This is a genomic window from Bacillus sp. 3103sda1, from assembly GCF_024159135.1.
Lineage (GTDB): Bacteria > Bacillota > Bacilli > Bacillales > Bacillaceae_G > Bacillus_A > Bacillus_A rhizoplanae.
In genome coordinates this window covers 962,576-983,611 of sequence record NZ_JAMYWS010000001.1, presented here as the reverse complement: position 1 = coordinate 983,611, position 21,036 = coordinate 962,576, and the positions used below count along the sequence as shown (strand labels likewise).

General features: G+C 36.7%; 23 protein-coding genes and 1 pseudogene. 14 read left to right on the top strand and 10 right to left on the bottom strand.

The annotated features are described in order from the left end of the window. Window positions 1-72: 72 nt before the first annotated feature. On the bottom strand, window positions 73-678 hold the full coding sequence (locus NKR74_RS04970; RefSeq protein ID WP_253628830.1) for a hypothetical protein: 606 nt from the start codon (window positions 676-678) through the stop codon (window positions 73-75). A 287-nt stretch (window positions 679-965) separates the two neighbouring features. Here NKR74_RS04970 and NKR74_RS04965 point away from each other — a divergent pair, with 287 nt between their 5' ends. Then, window positions 966-1,151, top strand: a complete 186-nt coding sequence (locus NKR74_RS04965; RefSeq protein ID WP_154711722.1) for a YhzD family protein — start codon at window positions 966-968, stop codon at window positions 1,149-1,151. A gap of 27 nt (window positions 1,152-1,178) precedes the next feature. On the opposite strand, the gene NKR74_RS04960 is transcribed toward NKR74_RS04965, so the two are convergent. Beyond that, on the bottom strand, window positions 1,179-1,538 hold the full coding sequence (locus NKR74_RS04960; RefSeq protein WP_230574190.1) for a hypothetical protein: 360 nt from the start codon (window positions 1,536-1,538) through the stop codon (window positions 1,179-1,181). A 139-nt stretch (window positions 1,539-1,677) separates the two neighbouring features. On the opposite strand from NKR74_RS04960, the gene NKR74_RS04955 reads away from it, so the two are divergent. Both NKR74_RS04955 and NKR74_RS04950 read left to right on the top strand, forming a co-directional pair. Further along, a complete protein-coding gene (locus tag NKR74_RS04955) occupies window positions 1,678-1,818 on the top strand; it encodes a YflJ family protein (RefSeq protein ID WP_253628829.1) in 141 nt (46 codons plus the stop codon). 132 nt (window positions 1,819-1,950) lie between these two features. Then, window positions 1,951-2,124 carry a hypothetical protein gene (locus tag NKR74_RS04950; RefSeq protein WP_253628828.1) on the top strand — a complete coding sequence of 58 codons (174 nt, stop codon included), beginning with the start codon at window positions 1,951-1,953 and terminating at the stop codon, window positions 2,122-2,124. A 285-nt stretch (window positions 2,125-2,409) separates the two neighbouring features. On the opposite strand, the gene NKR74_RS04945 is transcribed toward NKR74_RS04950, so the two are convergent. Both NKR74_RS04945 and NKR74_RS04940 read right to left on the bottom strand, forming a co-directional pair. Continuing rightward, the gene (locus NKR74_RS04945) at window positions 2,410-2,793 is read right to left on the bottom strand and encodes a hypothetical protein (protein ID WP_253628827.1); all 384 of its coding nucleotides are present in this window, start codon (window positions 2,791-2,793) and stop codon (window positions 2,410-2,412) included. A gap of 1 nt (window position 2,794) precedes the next feature. Next, window positions 2,795-3,991 carry an alpha/beta hydrolase family protein gene (locus tag NKR74_RS04940; protein WP_253628826.1) on the bottom strand — a complete coding sequence of 399 codons (1,197 nt, stop codon included), beginning with the start codon at window positions 3,989-3,991 and terminating at the stop codon, window positions 2,795-2,797. Between the two features lie 57 nt (window positions 3,992-4,048). Here NKR74_RS04940 and NKR74_RS04935 point away from each other — a divergent pair, with 57 nt between their 5' ends. The 7 genes from NKR74_RS04935 (at window position 4,049) to NKR74_RS04905 (ending at window position 7,856) form a co-directional block, all read left to right on the top strand. After that, the gene (locus NKR74_RS04935) at window positions 4,049-4,432 is read left to right on the top strand and encodes a DUF1433 domain-containing protein (RefSeq protein WP_253628825.1); all 384 of its coding nucleotides are present in this window, start codon (window positions 4,049-4,051) and stop codon (window positions 4,430-4,432) included. An 82-nt stretch (window positions 4,433-4,514) separates the two neighbouring features. After that, window positions 4,515-4,898: a DUF1433 domain-containing protein gene (locus NKR74_RS04930; RefSeq protein WP_253628824.1), complete on the top strand. Its 384-nt coding sequence runs from the start codon at window positions 4,515-4,517 to the stop codon at window positions 4,896-4,898. Between the two features lie 82 nt (window positions 4,899-4,980). Further along, window positions 4,981-5,367: a DUF1433 domain-containing protein gene (locus tag NKR74_RS04925; protein ID WP_253628823.1), complete on the top strand. Its 387-nt coding sequence runs from the start codon at window positions 4,981-4,983 to the stop codon at window positions 5,365-5,367. Between the two features lie 82 nt (window positions 5,368-5,449). Continuing rightward, a complete protein-coding gene (locus NKR74_RS04920; RefSeq protein WP_253628822.1) occupies window positions 5,450-5,836 on the top strand; it encodes a DUF1433 domain-containing protein in 387 nt (128 codons plus the stop codon). Between the two features lie 575 nt (window positions 5,837-6,411). Further along, window positions 6,412-6,798 carry a VOC family protein gene (locus NKR74_RS04915; RefSeq protein ID WP_253628821.1) on the top strand — a complete coding sequence of 129 codons (387 nt, stop codon included), beginning with the start codon at window positions 6,412-6,414 and terminating at the stop codon, window positions 6,796-6,798. 360 nt (window positions 6,799-7,158) lie between these two features. Then, a complete protein-coding gene (locus NKR74_RS04910) occupies window positions 7,159-7,320 on the top strand; it encodes a DUF2639 domain-containing protein (protein WP_253628820.1) in 162 nt (53 codons plus the stop codon). Between the two features lie 182 nt (window positions 7,321-7,502). Further along, window positions 7,503-7,856: a DUF805 domain-containing protein gene (locus NKR74_RS04905; RefSeq protein WP_253628819.1), complete on the top strand. Its 354-nt coding sequence runs from the start codon at window positions 7,503-7,505 to the stop codon at window positions 7,854-7,856. Window positions 7,857-8,238: 382 nt separating this feature from the next. On the opposite strand, the gene NKR74_RS04900 is transcribed toward NKR74_RS04905, so the two are convergent. Together NKR74_RS04900 and NKR74_RS04895 are read right to left on the bottom strand one after the other, a co-directional pair. Further along, complete coding sequence (locus NKR74_RS04900; protein WP_253628818.1) at window positions 8,239-10,674, bottom strand: bifunctional YncE family protein/alkaline phosphatase family protein; 2,436 nt, start codon at window positions 10,672-10,674, stop codon at window positions 8,239-8,241. A gap of 36 nt (window positions 10,675-10,710) precedes the next feature. Beyond that, window positions 10,711-13,842 carry an efflux RND transporter permease subunit gene (locus tag NKR74_RS04895; protein ID WP_253628817.1) on the bottom strand — a complete coding sequence of 1,044 codons (3,132 nt, stop codon included), beginning with the start codon at window positions 13,840-13,842 and terminating at the stop codon, window positions 10,711-10,713. 429 nt (window positions 13,843-14,271) lie between these two features. Between NKR74_RS04895 and NKR74_RS04890 the strand changes: the two are divergent. Continuing rightward, window positions 14,272-14,415 (top strand): annotated as a pseudogene (locus tag NKR74_RS04890) (IS6 family transposase); the annotation flags it as partial. 45 nt (window positions 14,416-14,460) lie between these two features. On the opposite strand, the gene NKR74_RS04885 reads toward NKR74_RS04890, so the two are convergent. Beyond that, a complete protein-coding gene (locus NKR74_RS04885; protein WP_253628816.1) occupies window positions 14,461-14,670 on the bottom strand; it encodes a hypothetical protein in 210 nt (69 codons plus the stop codon). Window positions 14,671-14,785: 115 nt separating this feature from the next. Further along, window positions 14,786-15,604 (bottom strand): MerR family transcriptional regulator, encoded by an 819-nt coding sequence (locus tag NKR74_RS04880; protein ID WP_253628815.1) that lies wholly within the window; start codon window positions 15,602-15,604, stop codon window positions 14,786-14,788. A 134-nt stretch (window positions 15,605-15,738) separates the two neighbouring features. Between NKR74_RS04880 and NKR74_RS04875 the strand changes: the two genes are divergently transcribed. Next, complete coding sequence (locus NKR74_RS04875; RefSeq protein WP_253628814.1) at window positions 15,739-16,368, top strand: GNAT family N-acetyltransferase; 630 nt, start codon at window positions 15,739-15,741, stop codon at window positions 16,366-16,368. Window positions 16,369-16,446: 78 nt separating this feature from the next. Here the strand turns inward: NKR74_RS04875 and NKR74_RS04870 are convergent, their stop codons facing one another. Together NKR74_RS04870 and NKR74_RS04865 are read right to left on the bottom strand one after the other, a co-directional pair. Further along, a complete protein-coding gene (locus tag NKR74_RS04870; RefSeq protein ID WP_253628813.1) occupies window positions 16,447-17,043 on the bottom strand; it encodes a TetR/AcrR family transcriptional regulator in 597 nt (198 codons plus the stop codon). Between the two features lie 299 nt (window positions 17,044-17,342). Further along, window positions 17,343-17,846, bottom strand: coding sequence for a DinB family protein (locus NKR74_RS04865; RefSeq protein WP_253628812.1), 504 nt, complete (start codon window positions 17,844-17,846; stop codon window positions 17,343-17,345). A 558-nt stretch (window positions 17,847-18,404) separates the two neighbouring features. On the opposite strand from NKR74_RS04865, the gene NKR74_RS04860 reads away from it, so the two are divergent. Then, window positions 18,405-19,067: a DUF1801 domain-containing protein gene (locus tag NKR74_RS04860; RefSeq protein WP_098305882.1), complete on the top strand. Its 663-nt coding sequence runs from the start codon at window positions 18,405-18,407 to the stop codon at window positions 19,065-19,067. Window positions 19,068-19,547: 480 nt separating this feature from the next. Beyond that, entirely contained in the window at window positions 19,548-20,699 is a 1,152-nt protein-coding gene (locus tag NKR74_RS04855; RefSeq protein ID WP_253628811.1) for an SLC13 family permease, read from the top strand. Window positions 20,700-21,036 lie beyond the last annotated feature (337 nt).

Sequence of the window (21,036 nt, the reverse complement as noted above, 5' to 3'; positions counted from 1 at the left end):
AAGCCCGATGTAAAAAACATCCAGCTTTTTTCATTACTTCGCTCATTAGATTTTCCTGTTTATACTTTAGTCTTATTTTACTTTCGCTTCCTCACCTTGTGTTTCCAATTTATTAAGTAATTCGTGATATCTTTGCATTTCTTGCTCACTATTATCCCAGTTTTCTCCGTAAATATGATTCACTGTTTTCCCTGACATTTCTAAAATAAAAGTGCTATCATCACTTTTCACTGATAAGTACGTATTTGTTCCTTCCTGATAAATTTTAGCAGGATTTGAATTTTTTAATTTCTCTACACTTTGTTGCCCAGCCTTTTCCATGACAACTGGCACATAAGGATCTGCTACAATTTGGCGAAGCGAATTTTCACTAAAATCACTTGTTTTTAATGAATGTAAAGTTAATGCAGCCGTGTACACACTTAGATTCGTTTGTTCTTCTTTTAGTTCCTTATCTCCAGACTCAACAACAGCCTCCCTATCTTCTTGGCTTATATTCGGCATCGTATTTCCATTTGTTTTATGATAAAGGTAATATAACTTCCCGGCACGGTAAACGAGAGTAAGAGACAGCGTAATTAACAAATAAATATACCATTTGTTAGATCGCCAAGATTTACTTTTTTGCTTCATCTCTTCCATCCTGCCAGCATCTATCTTGTCATGATTTTTCTCCACTTCATTCATCCTCTTTTCTCATTTACGCATAAACAAATGCATTCAGCTTTCGTAATTGCATATTTCTCTAATTCTGTAAAAATATCATAACAAATAAAACACCTTTAATCTGTCATATTTCGTCGAAAACATATAAAAAAAGGGGTTTATACCTTTCTATTCAAAATAAAATAGATACAAAATTCATCTTACTTATTACCAATCATGTCACATATTTCTTTTGCATAATCGCTCGTTTTATGACACAATAGTTATAACATTCTGATTATTTTTTGGAGGGAATTTTCATGGGCGTATACACACTAACAGTTTTCGAAAAAGACGGTTCCAAAGTACTAGACGAATCATTTGAGGCTGCGACTGAAACAGAAGCAAAATCAAAAGGTGAAACCCTTTTACGAGAAAAACAATTGTATGACCACACACACCGCTGCACATCTTCAAGCGGAAAGCTTGTCTTATTCCAGCGCTAAAAAAAGAAGCGTCTGACCGCTTCTTTTTCACACTATATCTTCTTCACACCACAGAAACACAACTTCTACGATTCGATTACCTAATCGAACGCGCTTATTCCACATTCCTGCTTGAATAAGGCGCTTTAACTCATCCTTCATTTTATCCGTCCAATCAAGAATACTCTCTTTCTTATCGTACGGATAAATACTTGGAAACTCTTCATGCAAGAGACGCAAACTTTCCGCATCTAGATGAAAATGAAAAAAATAATTCGCAGTAAGAGAAGGCTCCTGCAATTGTAAAAACTGGTGGTCAATTTGCTTTTTATTACGATAAAACGTAAAAATATTGACCTTCCCACTCGTAATCTGATCAATTTGAATTTCGTGCTTTTCAATAATCACGCTGTTCAAGCCACCTCAACATATACTACTTCTAGTATATATGTCTTCGACGGAGAAGTTAACTACTTTCATATGGAAATTCATCATTCCGCCAAAAAATACAATCAGAACAACCAAAAACGAGAAAGGAAGCGATCATATGCATTTCGGTAGCAAAGGTTGGTACGTAAACGAACTTAAGAAATTAGGAATCCGTTATTACGAAGGTAGAAAACTAGAGTCATATCGTACGCATATTTTGGCTGCGTTGTTAGAGAAGGTTAAGAAACATTCGGCTTGATGTAGGGAAGCTCCTTCTTAGTTGGAAGGAGCTTTTTTTTAACACTGTTTTCGTAAACTTTGTTGCTTTTTGTTAGAATTGCTTAACAAAAATAAAAGTTGATAAAAATAGGGATTTATTGAGGTGAGTAGATTGTTAGTAAATGTTTTAATCACGTTTGTCTTAGTTTTAGCTGTTTTTGCTTCAATTGCAGCTTGGTTAAATACCCAAACCATTTTAAGAGATTTAACTGAAATTAAGACAAAGTTAGGTATAAAAGAAGAAAAGAAACCTCCTTTTCTTGATAAAGATCTTGATAATGATTAAAAAACCTCCATCAAGAAAATTATTTCTCCTTCACTAGGGTCATATCGCACGCATATTTTGGTTGGGTTGTTGGGGAAAGTTAAGAGGCAGTCGGCTTGATGTAGAGGAACTCCTTCTTAACTCGAAGGAGCTTTTTCATTGAAATTCTTATATTTTCAATCATTTCTAGAATATGACCGCGTACTAGTTTATTATAGACTGACATCGCAGCTCCTCTCTTTTCACTTTTTCCATCACACAAAAATCACCTTGTGAATTTTAAATAAAGTATGCTAAATTGAACTCTTATTTTTTACCGCAACTATCGTCTAAATCATACTGCTTTGAGATTAGTTGATTACGAATTTTATCTAATTGTCCACTTATTGATTTTTTTATTTCATTACCTGTACGGCTTTCAAAACTTTGATTTAACTCTATAGCCTTTCCTGTTAATTCTTTACATACATCATGAAATAAATCATGATTTTTCCGAAGGATATATTGCTCTTCATCTATAATTTGATTTATTTTAAACGATACTTCTGTTTTTAAAAACGTTCGTTGCATTTCTGTTTCCAAATGTTTTTTGGCAGCTTGTAATTCATCTATAACATGCGTTGCAACATCTTTTGCAGCACTTTCAATTTCCTTTTCAATCTTTTTAATTTCCCCTATAAAATCCACCACGTTATCTCCTCACTAATCCTGTAAAGTTAGTCGCTAATTCATTGTCTTTGTCTCGTAATGATTTTGCTGCATAAGCAATATCTTCTCCCAAATAGCCTAAATCTCTTTGTTCTTTTCGTAAAAGATGGATTAACTCTTCCGCCAAATCCACATCATAAAAATAATCTTTCCCGTTTCTTCTTGATCTGGCGATTTCAGCAACTGCCTCATCTACATCATGCTCACTTAACAAATGATATTTTCCACCTGAACCTGTCTCATGCTTTAATTTTCTCTTTAACTCCATAATTGCTTCTTCTTCTCTTCTTTGAAATTCTTCTATATTTCGTGCAATATCTAATAATTTATCGCTTATTACTTGAATGTCTCTTGCTTGTCTAATAATTTCTTCGGGTTCAAATTTTAATTGAACACTTCCATTTGAGTGGAACATACCCTCAAATGTATTCATCGGATGTTCCCACATGAATACTACAGCAAGAATTTTATCTAATTTCCCGTTACCTTTTACTGTATATTGCTTTCCGATTATAGATGCTCCAAATTGTGCAAAGTTTCCTACTGCATCTTTCCTATGTGTATAATCAACAACCTTTTGATCCATTTCTCCAGAATCTACACGTTTCTTTGCTTCTGGACTTAGTAATCGATATATATTAGGTGCAGCATATGTAGTTGCATAAAAATTTCGTTCTGTCGCTACATATTGAGCTAATCCAGCACCTAAACTATGGCCTGTCGCATGAACAAAAGTTGGATGGTATTTTTCATTTACTTTATCTACCCAATTTATTGCAGTATCGAATTGTGTTTCCTTATTTGACTTTTCTAATTGTGTTGGATATATACCATTTCTTTTCACTTGAAGATTTTTTTGATTTCCGAGAAAAACTTGATTAGTATCTGCAGTTAAATCGCCATCAAATTTACCAAACTCTGTTCCACGAAATACGAATGTGATATTTTCATAGTCTAATTTATCCTTTTTATAATCTTCTGCCGGGACTACAGCAATGGCTTGTAAACCATTTTTTACTTTTTGGTGATTTGCATCTATGGATTCTATAATCTTCCATAATTTACCATCACTTCCTTTTATCTCTTTTCCCTTTTCTAAAACTATATCCTCATAAACGTTACTTGAAAGTTTAAAATAATCTTCGTCATTTGCAATTGGATTTTTTTTCAATTCATTCATATGTACCAACTCATTCCATGGTATATTTTAACTATATTTGAACAAAGGGGTTGACTTATGAAAAAGGTAATTATAATCATATTATCCATTATTTTCATTATATCAGGAGGTTATATAGGAATGAACTACTTAAAACAAAAAGAAAAAGAAAAACAGTTTTGGAAGGAACAAGAGGCTCGGATAGAAAAATATATTCATTATAATGTTAAAGATGTGCAATCTATTACTTTTACAGAACATAAAGTAAATCCGATGGGCGTTCCTTCTGTAAGTGGATATATAAATGGTGATAAAGAATTAGATTTTCTAGCTAGTATAATTACTACGAAAAATTTTGAAGATGATTTCACACGTTCTGATAAATTAGGAAAACTTATCAATAAACCTGAAAAATCTGTATCTGAAATTGAAAAAGAAGAAAAAGAAAAGAAACAAGAGTAGTCAAAAAAATAATCTTATTTTGTACAGCATGTTTTGAAAATAAAAAAATAGTTAATCAACTTGTAAGATACAAGGAGTTTCTATGCAGAAAAATATCATTTTGTTTATATCTGTCATGCTCATTCTAGCAGGAGGGTATATAGGAATGCGGTACTTCAAACAAAAAGAAAAAGAAGAAAAATTTTGGAAAGAACAAGAAGCAAGGGTAGAAAAGTATATTCATTATAATATTAAAGACGTAAAATCTATTACATTTGAAGAACACGGTGTAAGTCCAATGGGCGTTCCTTACTTAAATGGATACATAAATAAGGATACAGAATTGAATTTTAATGCTAATATCATTGATTCAAAAAATTTCGAAGAAAATTTGAACTGTTCCGGAGAATTAGATAAACTTATCCAAAAACCTGATAAGTCAGTATCAGAAATTGAAAAAGAAGAAAAAGAAAAGAAACAAGAGTAGTTAAAAAAGCTACTCTTCTTTTCTACATCATGTTTTAAAAATGAACAATAGTTAATTAGTTTGTAAGATACGAGGAGTCTCTATGAAGAAAAAGATCATTTTGTTTATATCTGTCATGCTCATCATAGCTGGAGCGTATTTTACGATAGAGTACTTCAAACATAAAGACAAAGGAGAACAATTTTGGAAGGAACAAGAAGCAAGAATAGAAAAGTATATTCATTATAATGTTAAAGACGTAAAATCTATTACGTTCACAAAACATAGTGTAAGTCCTATGGGCGTTCCTAGATTAAAAGGTTATATAAATAATGATAAAGAATTATGGTTTATAGCTAATATTAGTACTACAAAAAATTTCGAAGATAATTTTTCATCTTCTGGAGAATTATATGATAAATACACAAAGAAACCTGAAAAATCTGTATCCGAAATTGAAAAAGAAGAAAAAGAAAAGAAACAAGAGTAGTCAAAAAAGCTACTCTTCTTTTCTACACCATGTTTAAAAAATGAAAAATAGTTAATTAACTTGTAAGATACAAGGAGTTTCTATGAAGAAAAATATCATTTTGTTTATATCTGTCATGCTCATCATAGCTGGAGCGTATTTTACGATAGAGTACTTCAAACAAAAAGAAATAGAAGAGCAGTTTTGGAAACGCCAAGAAGCCCGAGTAACAAAGTATATTCATTATAATATTAAAGATGTAAAATCTATTACTTTTACAGAACATAAAGTAAATCCGATGGGCGTTCCATCTATAAATGGGTATATAAATGACGATAAAGAATTATCGTTTAATGCTAGTATCATTGATTCGAAAGACTATGAAAAGGATTTCTCATGTTCAGGGAAATTATATGATAATTATGTAAAAAAACCTGAAAAATCCGTATCCGCAATTGAAAAAGAAGAGAAAGAAAAGAAACAAGAGTAGTCAAAAAAAACTACTCTTATTTTGTACGACATATTTTAGAAGAAATTTAAAATAATTGCACATCCTCCAAATGCCATTGTCACTATAAGCCATTCTAGAATCAATTATAAAACCATATATCAATATAACTATGTAACAACCTAAAATGGATAATATAGTTTTATCCCCTATTATAGAAAATACTCTATATTTTTACTTTATGGTTTATGACAACTTCACATTCAACACGTATACTGCTGCTGGTACATACTGCATGAACGGTCCTCAAGAAAGTGTTGATTGACGATACAGTTATTTCATTTGTGCGGATAACAGAGCAGGGTCGTTACATTAAACATGAAGGAATATTGAAATCAGTGACGAATTGTTCGAATGAGTAGTGATAGTGTCGGCTCTTCGATAAAGTGAAACTTCCATCAGTGGGGGTTTTCTTCATCCCCCACTGACGGTTAGTTGAACCAATCGGGCTTTTACGGGCAGTTATCCCCCACCTATCTTCCTTGTTCCTCTCCGCTTCTTGAGGTGGGGTCTTACTGCCCGTTAATGCGGGATAAATTTTTTAGGAGATGATTGATTTGAAGTTGTTGCAAATAAGACTTTTGGTCAAAGATTTTAAGAAAAGTGCCATGTTTTATAGAGATTTATTGGAGTTTCCAGTTAGTTGGTACGAGGAAGACATGGAATATGCGCTTTTCAATAATGGGGAGACGAAAATTGAGCTTGTATCTCGAAAAATGATGGCCGAATTGGTCAGAGAGGGAAATAAGCCTTTAGAAGCTGAGTCTCAATCAAGATTCTTGCTTCAATTTGAAGTTGAAGATGTCGATAAGACTTATAACCGGTTCAGAGAAAAAGGAATTGAATTTGTTAATGAACCGCACGATCGTAAAGAATGGCGATCACGTATTGCACATTTTCGCGACCCTGATGACAACTTAATTGAAATATATAAAATGCTATAATTTGATTGGTCAAAATGAAATTTTATAATACTAAACACCTTTAATCACACAGTTCGATTTATTTGAACTGTGTTAATTTTATTTGTGAGAGTAGAATTTTTACGGTAAACGAACAAAAAGGACGGTGTTTTTTTACGTATTTCTTCTATGTATTCTTTTTCATTTAAAGTTCTTGTTGTAAACTGGCATCGCAATTCCTCAAATACTTTAATTCTATTATTTTACCACGTAAAATTTACCATTATCCTTGAAATACATATATGATATCCGCAGAAAAATCCACACTTTCCGCAAGTAAAACAAGCTTTCCTTTTCATACTCAAGCATATACTGTTAAAAATTCTAAAGGAGCATGTTCACATGTATTACGGAACTAAAGGCTGGTACGTGTATGAGTTGAAAAAGCTTGGGATTAATTATTATGAAGGGCGGAAGTTGGAGAGTTACCGGGCGCATGTTTTGCGGAACTTGTTGTTGAAAGAACAGGAGGAAAGAGAAAAAGAAGAAAAAGAAGATAAATAAGACCTCTACATTAGCGGCGTAGAGATTAGAGGGCACTCATATAAAGCCAAGAGAAACCTTAAGAAATTAAGGTTTTTTTCTATAGAATTGAGGTTTTCCTTTTATTGTCTAGACAGTATTACCAAGAAATGTTATATTACCATTTTGTAATTATCATGAAACTAAAAAAGGAGGAACCTTGCATGCAATGGTATTTACAAGCATTTAAAAACTATGCCGGATTTCAAGGGAGAGCTCGTCGTAAAGAATACTGGATGTTTTTCCTTATTAACTTAATTGTCACTATTATATTAGAAATTCTTGTGGCAGTATCATTTGTATTTTTGATACCTTTCTTACTTTATGCTCTTGCAATCATATTACCATCTTTAGCTGTTGGTGCTCGCAGACTGCACGATACTGGAAGAAGCGGATGGTGGCAACTGCTGAGCCTTATTCCTGTCGTTGGTGGTATCGTTCTCATTATATTCTTTTGCCAGGATAGTGAAGAATACGATAACAAATATGGCCCATACCCTAAGTTTAAAACGAACTAATGCTATTATTCTAACTACATAAGCAAATAAATAGCCCGTGAAGATTTTCTTCATGGGCTATTTCTCTTTTTCTTTTATTTGTGGTACAGTTCACCGTAATTAACCGTAAGGTGAAACTTCCGTGGGGTTTTCTTCATCCCCCACTGACGGAAAGCCCGCCCAATCGGGCACATGCCAGCAGTTATCCATCACCTAGCTTCTTTGCTTATCTTTGAATCTTGAGGTAGGGGTCTTACTGCCCACGAATAGCGGGATAAACGAGAAATGACTTGAGTTGCTACATGTGTAGCCTCAAGTCATTTTTCTATTTACTGGATGATTAGCCACAAAATCGGTCGATAGTTCGGTATTACTAAAGTGGCTGTCGTTTGGCTATACTAATCTACCATTTGAAATTAACTGTGCCCCTATCTTCCGCTTCTTCTGCACCATTGATCTGTATTGGTTCACGGAAGTTTGATTTTGGTTCAGGCATTTCGCTGTCGGCGCCTTTGACGCTTTTCCAGATCGCTTCGTTAAGCAGCGGTTCGGACGCGCTGTCTACGGCTTCAAAATTCATTTGGGCTGACTCGGCGGCCATTGGAGCGTTCCTTGGATTTAACTCGTCAAGTGACTGCTTTGGAACGATTGCCTTATAAGGTTTATAATTCGGCTTATCCGTAAAGCTATTTACCATCGGAGTTGCTGCTGCGTCAAATTGTGTCATCGGCGGTACTCCAACAATCAATTCCATCGTGCGCAGCATGGAAGTGGTCGTATAGAACGTAGAATCCACCTCGCCCGTTTGCGTATATGGGCTGATTACAAGAGCTATCGTACGATGAGCGTCAACGTGATCGGTGCCAGATTGTGCATCGTCCTCGGTAACGAAAATCGCTGTATCCTTCCAAAATTCGGAGTTTGAAACAGCTTCTACGATGCGGCCTAACGCCAGATCATTATCCGCCATCATCGCTTTCGGAGTCGGTTTTCCTACTGATGTACCTACAGTATGGTCATTAGGCAATCGGATAAACTGAACCGTCGGCATCTTGCCTGCCTCTTCAAAAGTCCTAAACTCTTTTAACCACTCATCCGCTCTCTTCTGATCTTTGATGTGCAAACCATCGCCTGGGTAGGCGGCATCTGTTTTTGCTTGCAGCTTCGGCATCGTGGAAGGCGCTATGCCGTTTCGAGCATAAAATCCGTAATTACGATAATCGATGCCAGCTTGGTCCAGACTGTCCCATAAATAGGCATTATCAACATCAGCGCTTGGTGCCGTAGATAACTTGTTTTCGCCTTCCCAATCATAACTACGTCCCCGTCCGCTGTACCAATGAGGAAAGGTCTTTTGCGTATACGAATTGGCCATCGCTGCCGTGGCCCAATTCCAGCCCTCCGCAGAAATCCAGGCATCCGCATAAAAATTGTCAATCGTGCTGAATTGGCGGGCCAACTGCCGTTGATTCGGCACCGACTCCTCCCCGAACAGATTCACGCTTGGATCCCCATTTCCTTTTTCCAAAGAACCAAATAGTTGGTCATAAGTCCGGTTTTCCTTCACAATGTAAATCACATGCTTAATCTTGGAGGGGTCCCCGACATGGCGAGGAATAACTTCCTTCGCCTTATTTGAGCTGATGCGCACCTTGTCCCGTTCATCAAACCCGTTGTTTTCAACCACCTGCTTTGTATACTTGTTAAGCTGCTCTTCGTCCGGTACATCGATGATGGAAAGTGCTCCCGTCATAGGATTTGGGACTTTCGAGTTAGGACCGCGTCCGAACCCTTTGGCACTGCCCACAAACAGCTGTTTTCCATCCTTGGATATCTCCACCCCAGTTGGATACCAGGCAGTTGGAATCATCCCCTTGATCTTTCCGTGTTTGGTATCGATGACGGCCACATCGTTATTACCGGCGTTGGCCACATAGAGCTTCTCTCCATCCTCAGAAACGGCCAGTGCGTTGGGGCTGCTTCCCTCTTGTGCACCTTTGTAAGGAGAGAGATCAATCGTTTGCTTCACCTGGCGGGTCTCGGTGTCAATAACAGAAACACTGTCGCTATCACTGTTGGTCACATACAAAAGTTGTCCATTTGTATTTAACTTCATGGCGCTCGGATGGGAACCGACCTGGATAGGATCCACCGCTTCTCCTTTTTCCGTATCGATGACCGAAATCGTATTCCCGCCCCAGTTGCTTACATACGCAAACTTACCGTCATTGGAAAGCTTAACAGTGTAAGGATTATGCCCGACCGGAATCGTTTTGGTCACCTGTCCGGTTTGGACATCAATGATCGACATGGAATCTTTCAGGTTATTAGCCACGTACAAGAATTTACCGTCCTCTGAAACATCCAGTCCTGCCGGGAAAAAATTTATTCCTTTCGGTAGTACGATCGGATTCTTTTCTGTTAGACGCTGTCCCTCGACATCATAGACGCGAATCTTTTGGTTGCCTCCGGCAGTCGCATACACATGTTTGCCATCCGGACTATAGGTGACACCCCAAGTCAGAGATTGCGGATATTTGTACTCCAGAGTTTGAATGATTTCCCCACTCTTCACATCAACGACCATCAGGGAATGGATGGATGTTCCACTATTGCTGTATATAATGGTTTCTCCATCCGGGCTCATGACTGAACTGTAAGGGCGATCACCCAACTTCACTTGTTTTCCAGCAGGCGTGAGGGCCCAACCGTCTGCCGGTTTTTCAATTTCCGCTCCCCAAGGGAATTGATTATAAGCAGCCAAAACTGCTGTTCCCCCACCGAATGTCAAGCTTACGGCCAAAGTTACCCCCATCCACTTCTTCCATTTCTTTTTCATATTCTCACTCCTTACCAAGATTTTGTATGTGCCAAACTACATAACTTGTTCGACTTCCGCGATTTTTCCTGAATCAAGTGCTGACTTCCGATTCATCCATTCATAAATAATAGGGATGATAAACAAGCTAATGCATGTCGATGTGAGCATGCCCCCTACAACCACAATTCCGAGACTCTGCGTCACAATCGTGTCCCCCCCGGACGTAAAACATAGGGGAAGAACCGTTAAGATGGTTGTACCCGCTGTCATTAAAACGGGACGAATTCGTGTCATTGTGCCTTGCAGTACGGCATCTCGCGGTATCATTCCTTCCCTGAGGTTCCGTTCGATTTTGTCCACAAGTACGATTCCGTTGGTCACAACAATTCCAGTGAGCATCAACAGCCCGACAAAAGCACTCAAATTCCACTCTTTACCGAATAAGATTAGCCCCCAGACGGAACCGATCAAGGCTAAAGGGATGCAGACAAGAACAGACACCGGAACCTTCCAGCCTCGGAAAAAAGTACTGATGATAAGGAGAACTAACAGCGTCGATATCCCCAACGCGATAGCCGATTCGACCACCATTTGCTTCACCTGTTCCGAAATTCCGCCAAAAGTATACGTAACTCCCCGTGGCATTTGCACATCCTTCAAAATGCGCTCCACTTGGTCAGTGACCTCTCCCACATTCCTTGAGATAACATCAGCTGATACGACTGCAAAAGGACGCCCATCCCGTTCACGGATAACCGGATTGCGAAAATTGTGCTGAAGGGTTGCCAACTTGTTAAGAGCGACAACGCTTCCATCCGCTGCGGTAAAAGTTTCATTGGCTAATGCATCAATGATGTTTTGTCCCGGCAGGACGGTAGCATCCGCTGCCACAGGTACGGCTTCCACTGAGGTGACCGCATCATTTTCCAGGACAATCGGAACTTCCCTAGAATTGATTTTGACCGAGAGCTTTTCCCCTTGAGAAAGATAAGGCTTAATCCGATCTAGGACATCCTCCATTTTAATTCCAGTACGCTTAAGCTCGTCTCGATTGATGTTTAATAGATAAATAGAGTTGCTGTCATCGTTATCCGCTGCCCCTTCCACACTTAAGCCCTGTACTAACTTCAGCTTGCTTTGGATCACTCGCGCCTGTTGTTCCAGCATAGCAGTATCTGATCCTGTAAGGACCACCTTCAACCTCGAGTCGTCCCCGGCGATATTCATATTCGTGACCGTAAACAACGCTTTGCTCGGGATCGCTTTGACTTTTTTGGTCAGTTCCGCCGAGTAAGCTTCCACATCTGTTCCCTCTTTCACCGTGACTGTGATGTTAGCTACATTATTGCGTGGAATCCAGCCTCCGCCTTCATCAAACACATCGTCAAATTGCGGCAGAAAATTAGAGCCAATCGTAGCCGAAAAGGTATCAATGGCAGGCTCCTTGCCTAGCACATCTTCAATCTTTTTCACCTCAGCATTAACCTGGGATAGGGAACTATTTTCCGGGAGCTCTACCTCAATGTTGATTTCCCCCGAACGTCCCATTGGCAAGACATTGGCGGGCAGGAGCAGCGCTGCAGCCAATGTAACAGAAAAAAGCCCTGCACAAACCGCTGTCACTGTCTTCTTACGTGGCAGTGCCCAACTAAGCATACGGTGAAGAATGTTTTCCATCCGTTTGCTGTCTCCCTTGAGGGAACCTTTATTCAACCAAAATAGCGACAGACCCGGTATCACTACTAGCGACACTACCAAGGAGGTTACCAGCGCGATCACCACCGACCAGGCGAATGTTGAGAATGCGGCACTAATCATCCCTCCAACTAAAGCGATAGGGATAAACACTGCCACCGTTGTTGCCGTTGAAGAGACAATCGCTGGAATCATTTCCTTTACAGCTCCTGCAATGACAGGAATCGTAGCCTTTCTTCCAGTCTCCTTCACCCGACGATAGATATTGTCCAAAATGACGATCGAATCATCGACGACCCGGCCCATCGCCACCACTAGACCGGATACAGTGAGCATATTCAGAGTTATGTCCATCGCCTTCAGAAAGCCGGTTGTCACTAAGAAACAAATTGGCAGCGTCAAGGCGATCAGCATTGTGGCCCGAACATGGCGGAGAAAAGCAAAAACACAAATCATGGCAAATAAACTGCCCAATACCCCTTCCTTTAGCAGGCCAAAAAGAGACTTTTGAACTTGAGCCCCGTAATCATAAAGGATGTTCATCTTTACGTCTTCGGGCAATTTTGCCTGAACTTCATTCACCCGTTGTTTGATTCGATCTGATACGTCCGTCACATTGGAGGAAGGCGTTTTCAGCACATCGATGAGAACGCTCGGTTTACCGTCCGTCCGCGAAATCGTCTTTAAATCTACCATGCCTTCGGATACACCGGCCACAGAGGAGAGATTTACCGATTTGCCCTCAGCATTGCTTATCTTTATCTGCTTCAGCAGTTCAGGATTGATAGTATCGCCTGTTACTTGAATCGGAATCAGAGCCTGCTGACTCTGAATCTTTCCTTTCGGCCATACCGTATTGGCGGAAGACAACGCCTTCTCGACGTCTTTCAACGTCAACCCGTTTTTTTTCAATTCATTCATGCGGACCGTTACGACATAACCTTTCTGTCCTGTCCCCGTAAGGCGTACTTCTTTTACCCCCGGAACATATTCCAGCTCCTTTGCTACCTTTGTTTGGATTTCTGTGCGAAGCTGTTTCTCGTCGGTCGCTGTCCCTTCACTTACTAATCCGATTCTCATCATAGGAAAAGAGTGTGTACTGACTCTCGTGACCACCGGCTTTTCGACTCCTGCTGGAAACTGAGAACCGTTCAAGGCTTGAATAATCTCCTGTTCCGCCTTTTGCACGTCAAAATTGAGCGGAAAATAAAGACTGGCAAACAACCCACCATCATAGGAGTTGGTTTCTAGATATTGAAGCCCATCTATTCCTCTCACAGCTTGTTCCACTTTACTTGCAACATCACTTTTCACCTGATTGGCATCAAAGTTCTCCGCTCTTACCGTAATCATCAAAGTCGAATTGTTAATGGCTGGCATGTAATCACGCTGCATTTGATAAGCTGAAATCCCGCCCCACAGCATAATCAGAAGGATCGACATCATAACCAGCATAGAACGTTTCGTTACTGCTTCTATCAATCGTTCCATCGTTTTTTAATCTCCTTCTTTCGCATGTAGAATATCGTCTGCTACCTTTCCCATTCCGCTCTTTTCATTTTTTATTTGCTCTCCCTTTGTTTCCTTGTAAAAAATTTTGATTAAAAATACGCTATGAACATTGATTTATCAATACGACTTCGTTTTATTTTTTGAAAAAAGATTGATCAAAATCTTTTTTCATCTGATATTTCAGACTGTATATTTTAGAATAAAGTTCGATTTAAAATGTTCATAAGTCTTGTTTTATCAACGTTCTTATAAAATATGTACTGTATTTTAATCAATCTTTTTTATAAACGGTGCAACTTTATTTTAAATCCCCCTTCAGAATCAAATTTGCTTTTCTGCTTAATCGTAAGTGAAAAAATTTAATAGAGCGTAAATCCAATGTAAAATTTTCGTAATTTTTCGTAAACGATAGAGGAACGAGGATTATCAATGGCTCACAAGACCATTATGTGGTGGGTTCATCAGTATAGTTCTGAATTAGACAAGCGACTTCGGCTTCATCTAAAACATACAAATGATTCATGGAGAGTATACGAGGCGTATTTCAAAGTTTCGATTTAAAAATAGGAAAAAGTTCGGCATATAACCGAACTTTTTTCATCTGTTTATCACTTCAATAAAAGGTGTATTCCCATTGTTCCTAATTGTAGAATGGAATTTTTGATTTTCTAATGTCTCAGCAACTTGTTCTAATTTTTGTACATCATCATGATGAATGAGTAAACTGTCTGATCCACTTTCTTCAATGTGGATATGTTCAATATTACCAATGGCTTTGTGTACGGTTTGTAAAAAATCGGGTTTCATAAATAAGGCCTCCTATATTTACAGTTATTTGCTTCTATTATTTCCTTATTTATGAAAAATTAGGCCGGTTTATAAACGAATCTTGGTAATTTTGTTTTTTTAACTTGTATATATCCTAACTATCAACTGACTCATTATTTTCAATCAGCATTTGAATTTGACAACTATACGATTCCGTATTAAAGAAATCATTAAATAACTCCACTTCGATGAAACTTTTAACTTTTAAGTTATTTTCTTTTATATATTTAATTATTTTATTTCTACGTTCCTCTTCATTCTCTTTACTATAGGCTAACGTTACATACTTTCCCTTTGGTAATATTTTTATATTTTCTTCAACTTCTATATTAGAATCCCCTTGAAATCTACTAAAAACATACCTCGGTTCTACATTCCATTCTGAATTAACGCTATATATAATTCCTATTTCCATTGACATTTTTTCTTCCTTATCTTGAATGATTTTCTCTAAGTCTGAATAGTAAAGTAACTCCTGTAAACTTCCCACTTCTTTACATGGTGCTACAATTACATAACGCTCTTCAAAGAATGTAATAGATATTTCGCCATTTTGTAATACATCCTTAGAACTCTCTACCTTCATATGTAAGGTATCAATGGTTTTGATTATTTCTTTCATTTTATTTATGTTTTCTTCTGCTTCATCTCTTTTTAATTGTAAAAATTTTAGTAATTTCTCCGTATCACAGTCCTTAAAAATCTCTTGTAGTTCTACTATACTCGTTCCTAACTCTCTACAGCTTTTTATAATATCCATATGAATAAATTGATCTATAGAATAATATCTATAACCTGTTTCCTCATCAATATATCTTGGAATAAGAATCCCCATTTTGTGATAATATCTTAACGCTTTTATTGTAATGTCCTTTATTTTCGCAACTTCCCCAATAGAGAATAAGTTTTTCACCCGAATCACTTCCTTTATATTTTTTCTTATATTCTCGTTGACTCTCCTCTTAGGGGAGACCTTATGATCATAATAAGGCATTTGCAAGAAAATACGAAATGAAAGTTTACTTATATAAAGAGGAGTTTATAAACATGGATAAAGTAATATATAGAAGCCTAGTTAAAGAAGATTATGAACCAGTTAAAGAATTGATCGGTGAAGCATTTGGCTTCAATGAATTTATTAAGGATAAGAAATTTTTAGATTCAATATTAAACATCTATCTACAAGGTTGTATTTTAGAAAGTTCATTTAGCAAAGTAGCAGAAAAAAACAATAAGATTATTGGTGTTATTTTGGGCGATTCCAAAAAAGACAAAAATCGTTTAAAGAAAGCTCATAATACTTTAAGCCTTGCCTATAGTATGCTTAAAGTACTCATGGCTAATAAGGAGAATAAAAAATTCATAAAAGAATTCTCAAAGGTTCAAGACACATATAAAGAACTTATACAAGGAAAAGAAGATGATTTTCAAGGTTGTATACAGTTATTTATTGTATCAGGGGAATCTAGAGGTCTTGGTGTTGGAAAAGCTCTAATGAACCATTTATATAATTATATGAAAAGTATGGATGTAAAATCCTTATATCTATATACAGATAATAGATGTAACTATGGATTTTATGACAGTCAAAACTTTGAACGTATAAATGAAAAAGAAATTAATTTTGATTCAATGAAAGATAAACTGAATGTATTTTTATACTGTTATGATTTTTAACTAGTAGTAAAAACCGTATCACTTATTTGTGATACGGTTTTACGTAACAGGGCAGACGGTCAATTTCCCAATTTCGTACTACTTCGGCTTCCCTACGACCAACCCAAAGAAAAACAAATCTATCAATTGATCCATACTCCTCGTTATGCGTTCTTGATTCGACGCTTCCAAATGCCGCCCCAGCTCATTTTTGTACATCTTGAAGTACAGCATAATTATCTCTTCTGTTTGATCTCTATGAATGTAGCCCTCTTGCTTTCCAATCGCGACAAACTTCATAAAAAATTGCATGACTTTCTGCTCACTATAATTTTTCAGCTTTTGCATCAACCCACTCCCCTCAGAGAATGGGGATTTCTGAAACTTATCCGATAAAATTTGTAAATTTTTAGCTTCCAGAAGCATAATTTCCTTCGTCTTCTCAGGAAAGGAACACGCTGAATCCAGAATCTTCTCATACTGCTCCAACTGTTTGTCCATCCAATTCATAAGCATGTCGGCATAGAGCTGTTCTTTTGTTCCAAAGTAGTTATAAATGGTAGAGGGAGAAACATTCGCATTTTGAGCGATTTCATTCATGCTTACTTTTTGAAAACCATATTTGGAGAACAATTCAAATGAGGAGCTGTATATTTGCTCAATTTTGTTCTGTTTCCGTCGTTCGAATCCATTCATATTCTCCACCTCACTTGTAGCTCAAGTTTTAGAGTAAATGCAGAAAATGTAAGTTTGTACCGGAGATTCGGGTTTACTCAAAGCAAAGAAACACAAATCGACAAGGTACAAGTATATTGTATGTTCTATCAAAAAAATAGTTCGGGCAACGGAAATTCCGAGATTTCGGCTCTATTATATAAATAAAAAAGTGGCCGATTTAATGGCCACTTTTACTAACTTGTATGTCCAAAATAAAGGGAAACCTAAACGATAAAGGTTTCCCTTTATTTATTGAAGTATGAATCTATAGCACGATACTATAGCGGCGGATTTTCCACTCCTAAATGAATCCAATCTTCTTTTGGCGGACCATACACTCCAAATGGTTTTATTCCTGCTTGGCGCATAAGAATTGTAACTTGCCCACGATGATGAACAATGTGCTTAATGAGCCCCATTAAGATTGTAGCGTTTGATTCCTGTCTTCCAAATGCTTCTTGTACTTGCTTTAGGGATTCATCTGTCCATTGTTCTTCAATCACTTTGGCTGCATCAAGACTTATATTTTTAAAGGTTTCAGCAATTTCCTTCGCTGAAGTTGGTACACTCTCTGCATTTTCTACTCCATCGATCTTCAACCCAAAATGAGCTAAATACTCTGGGATACTTGTTGTAAAATGCCATGCAATCCTCCCCAAAGTACGACCTTCTGAATACACTGGTTGTTTTAATGAATCATCTGTCAAACCATCCAAAACGTTTTGAGTTAGTAATGCTTCCCTATTCCATTCATTAATAAAATCTGAAATTGTTACATACATAAATAATTCCTCCTCAATCAAATATTTTCTCGAAATACAGTACAAAACATTCGTTTCTATATCTTAATTTCCCTGCTTGAATTAGAACAACTCATTGATAGAATTGTTTTTTTGTATGTGGTACAAGCTATAAAATGCTTTGCTCACTTTGATAGTCAATCAGAACATCTGTTCTCTATTTAACTATATCAAGAATTCAGAAAAACATCAAATAGATGGTAATCATTTAAGAAATTAAATTGGAAGCTGTGTCTGAGAGACCTTAGCTCGCCCGTTCGCTCCAACCTGCTTATTTCGTCATCATAACAATCCACTCTTCGGATAAAGTAAAACTTCCATCAGTGGGAGATTTTCATCCCACTCTTATCTTCTTTGACTCTCTCTAAGTCTTAAGGTAGAATCTTACTGCCCACTAATGCTGGATAAACACCAAAAAAAGCCATACAAGTTTGATAAATTTTTAAAGGCAGCAAAAAAGTGACAGAAAGAATCGGAGAAATTGAGAATAATCATTCTTGACTGTCAGCTAATTGTAAAATTGCAAAGGAGTGTTCCTTGATGACAAATAGTAGAATGAATCCTAAGGTCGATGAATTTTTAAATGCGGCCAAAAAGTGGAAGGAAGAATACGAGAAGTTGAGAAATATCGTTCTTGACTGTGAGCTAACCGAAGAATTTAAATGGATGCATCCTTGTTACACGTTTGAGAAAAAAAACATAGTTTTAATACATGGATTTAAAGAATATTGTGCGCTTTCGTTTCACAAAGGTGCTTTGTTACAGGATACTCATGGGATTCTAATCCAACCAACGGAGAATGTACAGGCGGGGCGCCAGATTCGATTCACCAATGTTCAAGAAATAGTTGAAATGGAAGCCATCTTGAAAGCCTATATTTATGAAGCCATTGAAGTTGAAAAAGCCGGTTTAAAAGTGAAAAAGAAAGAGCATAAAGAATTCATAATTCCTGAAGAACTTCAAAATAAATTCGATGAAATGCCTACTTTTAAAACTGCTTTTGAATCATTGACACCGGGACGGCAAAGAGCATACATTCTTTATTTTTCTCAAGCCAAACAATCCAAAACTCGAGAGTCAAGGATTGGTAAATATATCCAGAAAATTCTCGATGGAAAGGGATTAAATGATTGTACTTGTGGGCTATCTCAAAAACAGCCCAACTGTGACGGCTCACACAAGTCATTGGATAAGAAAAAATAATAATCAAACTTTAAGATATTGTCTCACTTTGCGTTCATTCGAAATCTTTTTAGATCGCAGGTAACATTCAATCAAATAATTTATTCGCAGAGTATAAACAAACTACCGTATAACAGGCTTACGCATTATCAGTTAAGAAAAGAAAAATACTGTACACAAAAGTGTACCCTTTAGCTTTTTGCTGAAAGATACACTTTTCTTGAACTAACAGGTGCTTTAGTTGAATAAGCCAATCTAAAAAAGTCGGTTCCTTAGCGTACAGGAATTCGACTTTTTTTAGATTGGCTTAGCGTACAAAATTTCCGAAATGTTGGCGGGACCCCATGCCTATCAAACCAAGACAAATCATTACCCCCATAACGAAAAAACGCCATCTTTTCTGTAATTTAATGGAAATTATGGTATTTTTTAAGTGCATTGAAGTTTCAAATGCAAGAAACAGGGGTATGTAGTAGAATAGATCATACTGGAGGGGGATTGATGAAAGAATATATTTATGCGAAAAACGAAAAAAAGGCGAACTTGAAATTTGGAATTTTAAAAAAAGACATTGTATTTACTATATCACTCTTATTAGCAATCGTAAGCTGTTTATTCCATGCACCAAAAATAGAATATATTAATTTTAAAGTATTAATCAGCTTATTTAATCTTATGCTCGTAGTTAAGGCTCTGGAAGATCTTAAACTATTAGATAAGTTCGCCATTGCTATACTAAGTAAATGTCATACTAGTAAAAGTGTTTCAGCAATCCTAATTTTATTATGCTTTTTTAGTTCCATGCTTGTGACGAATGATGTGGCATTAATAACATTTGTACCATTAACACTTATAATTAGTAAGTTTATACAAACTTCTATGTTAGATACTATTATACTAGAGACAATTGCGGCTAACATCGGCAGCAGTCTAACTCCTATGGGAAATCCTCAAAATCTTTTCATATTTACTAACTATGGAATAAAGCCTATACAATTTTTTACAACAATCCTTCTATTAGTGGTTCTTGGAATTATTCTGTTATTCTTTCTTAATCAAAGATTGAATAGTAAAACATTGGAAATGGAACTTCCGTATATTCCTATAAAAAATAAAAAAAAGGCAACAGTATGGGGAATACTATTTGGCATCATATCTGCATCCATACTAGGGGTTTTAGACTACAAACTTGCGTTCATCATCGCCTTGGGAACCGCATGTATACTTGATATAAAATTATTGAAGAAAATTGATTATTTATTGCTTATTACTTTTATATGTTTTTTTATATTTATAGGAAACATATCGGAATTACAGGTAGTTCACACATTTGCAAGCGAAAATCTCAAAAGTCCCACATCTATCTTTTTCAGTTCCATAATTTTAAGCCAACTGATAAGCAATGTACCAGCTGCGATCTTTTTATCAAAATTCACCATGGATTGGCAGCCTTTATTAGTAGGTGTGAATTTAGGTGGACTTGGTACGATTGTTGCTTCCCTCGCAAGTGTAATTTCATTTAAACTTTTTATTAAGAGAGATCCACAAAAAAGTAAAATGTACCTTATAAGGTTTAGCTTTTATAACTTTTCGATTTTAGCTCTTTTAACTCTTGTTTATTATTTTACGATGAAAAATCAACATTTCTTTTAATACAAAGTAATAGATTTAAACAACTTTGGGTCCTACCAAGATAAAAACCAAATTTCTCGAATTTTAATACTGAGAAATTTGGTTTTTTATCTTGGACTTGCCTTTACGTATGCCTATAGGGGTACCACCCCATCGCCATCAAGTTAAGATTTTGAAGTATCCCCAAAACGAAAAATACGCTATTCTTTTTGAAGAAATATGCAGAAAGGATGGCGTTTTTGGTATAAATTTATCGATTTCTGATGAACTAGAATTGTTTCTAAAGAACCCCTTCCACAAACCTCCCATACTCCTTCAAAAAACATACCTCCTCCTTGTTTCATCCTTTTTGTATTCT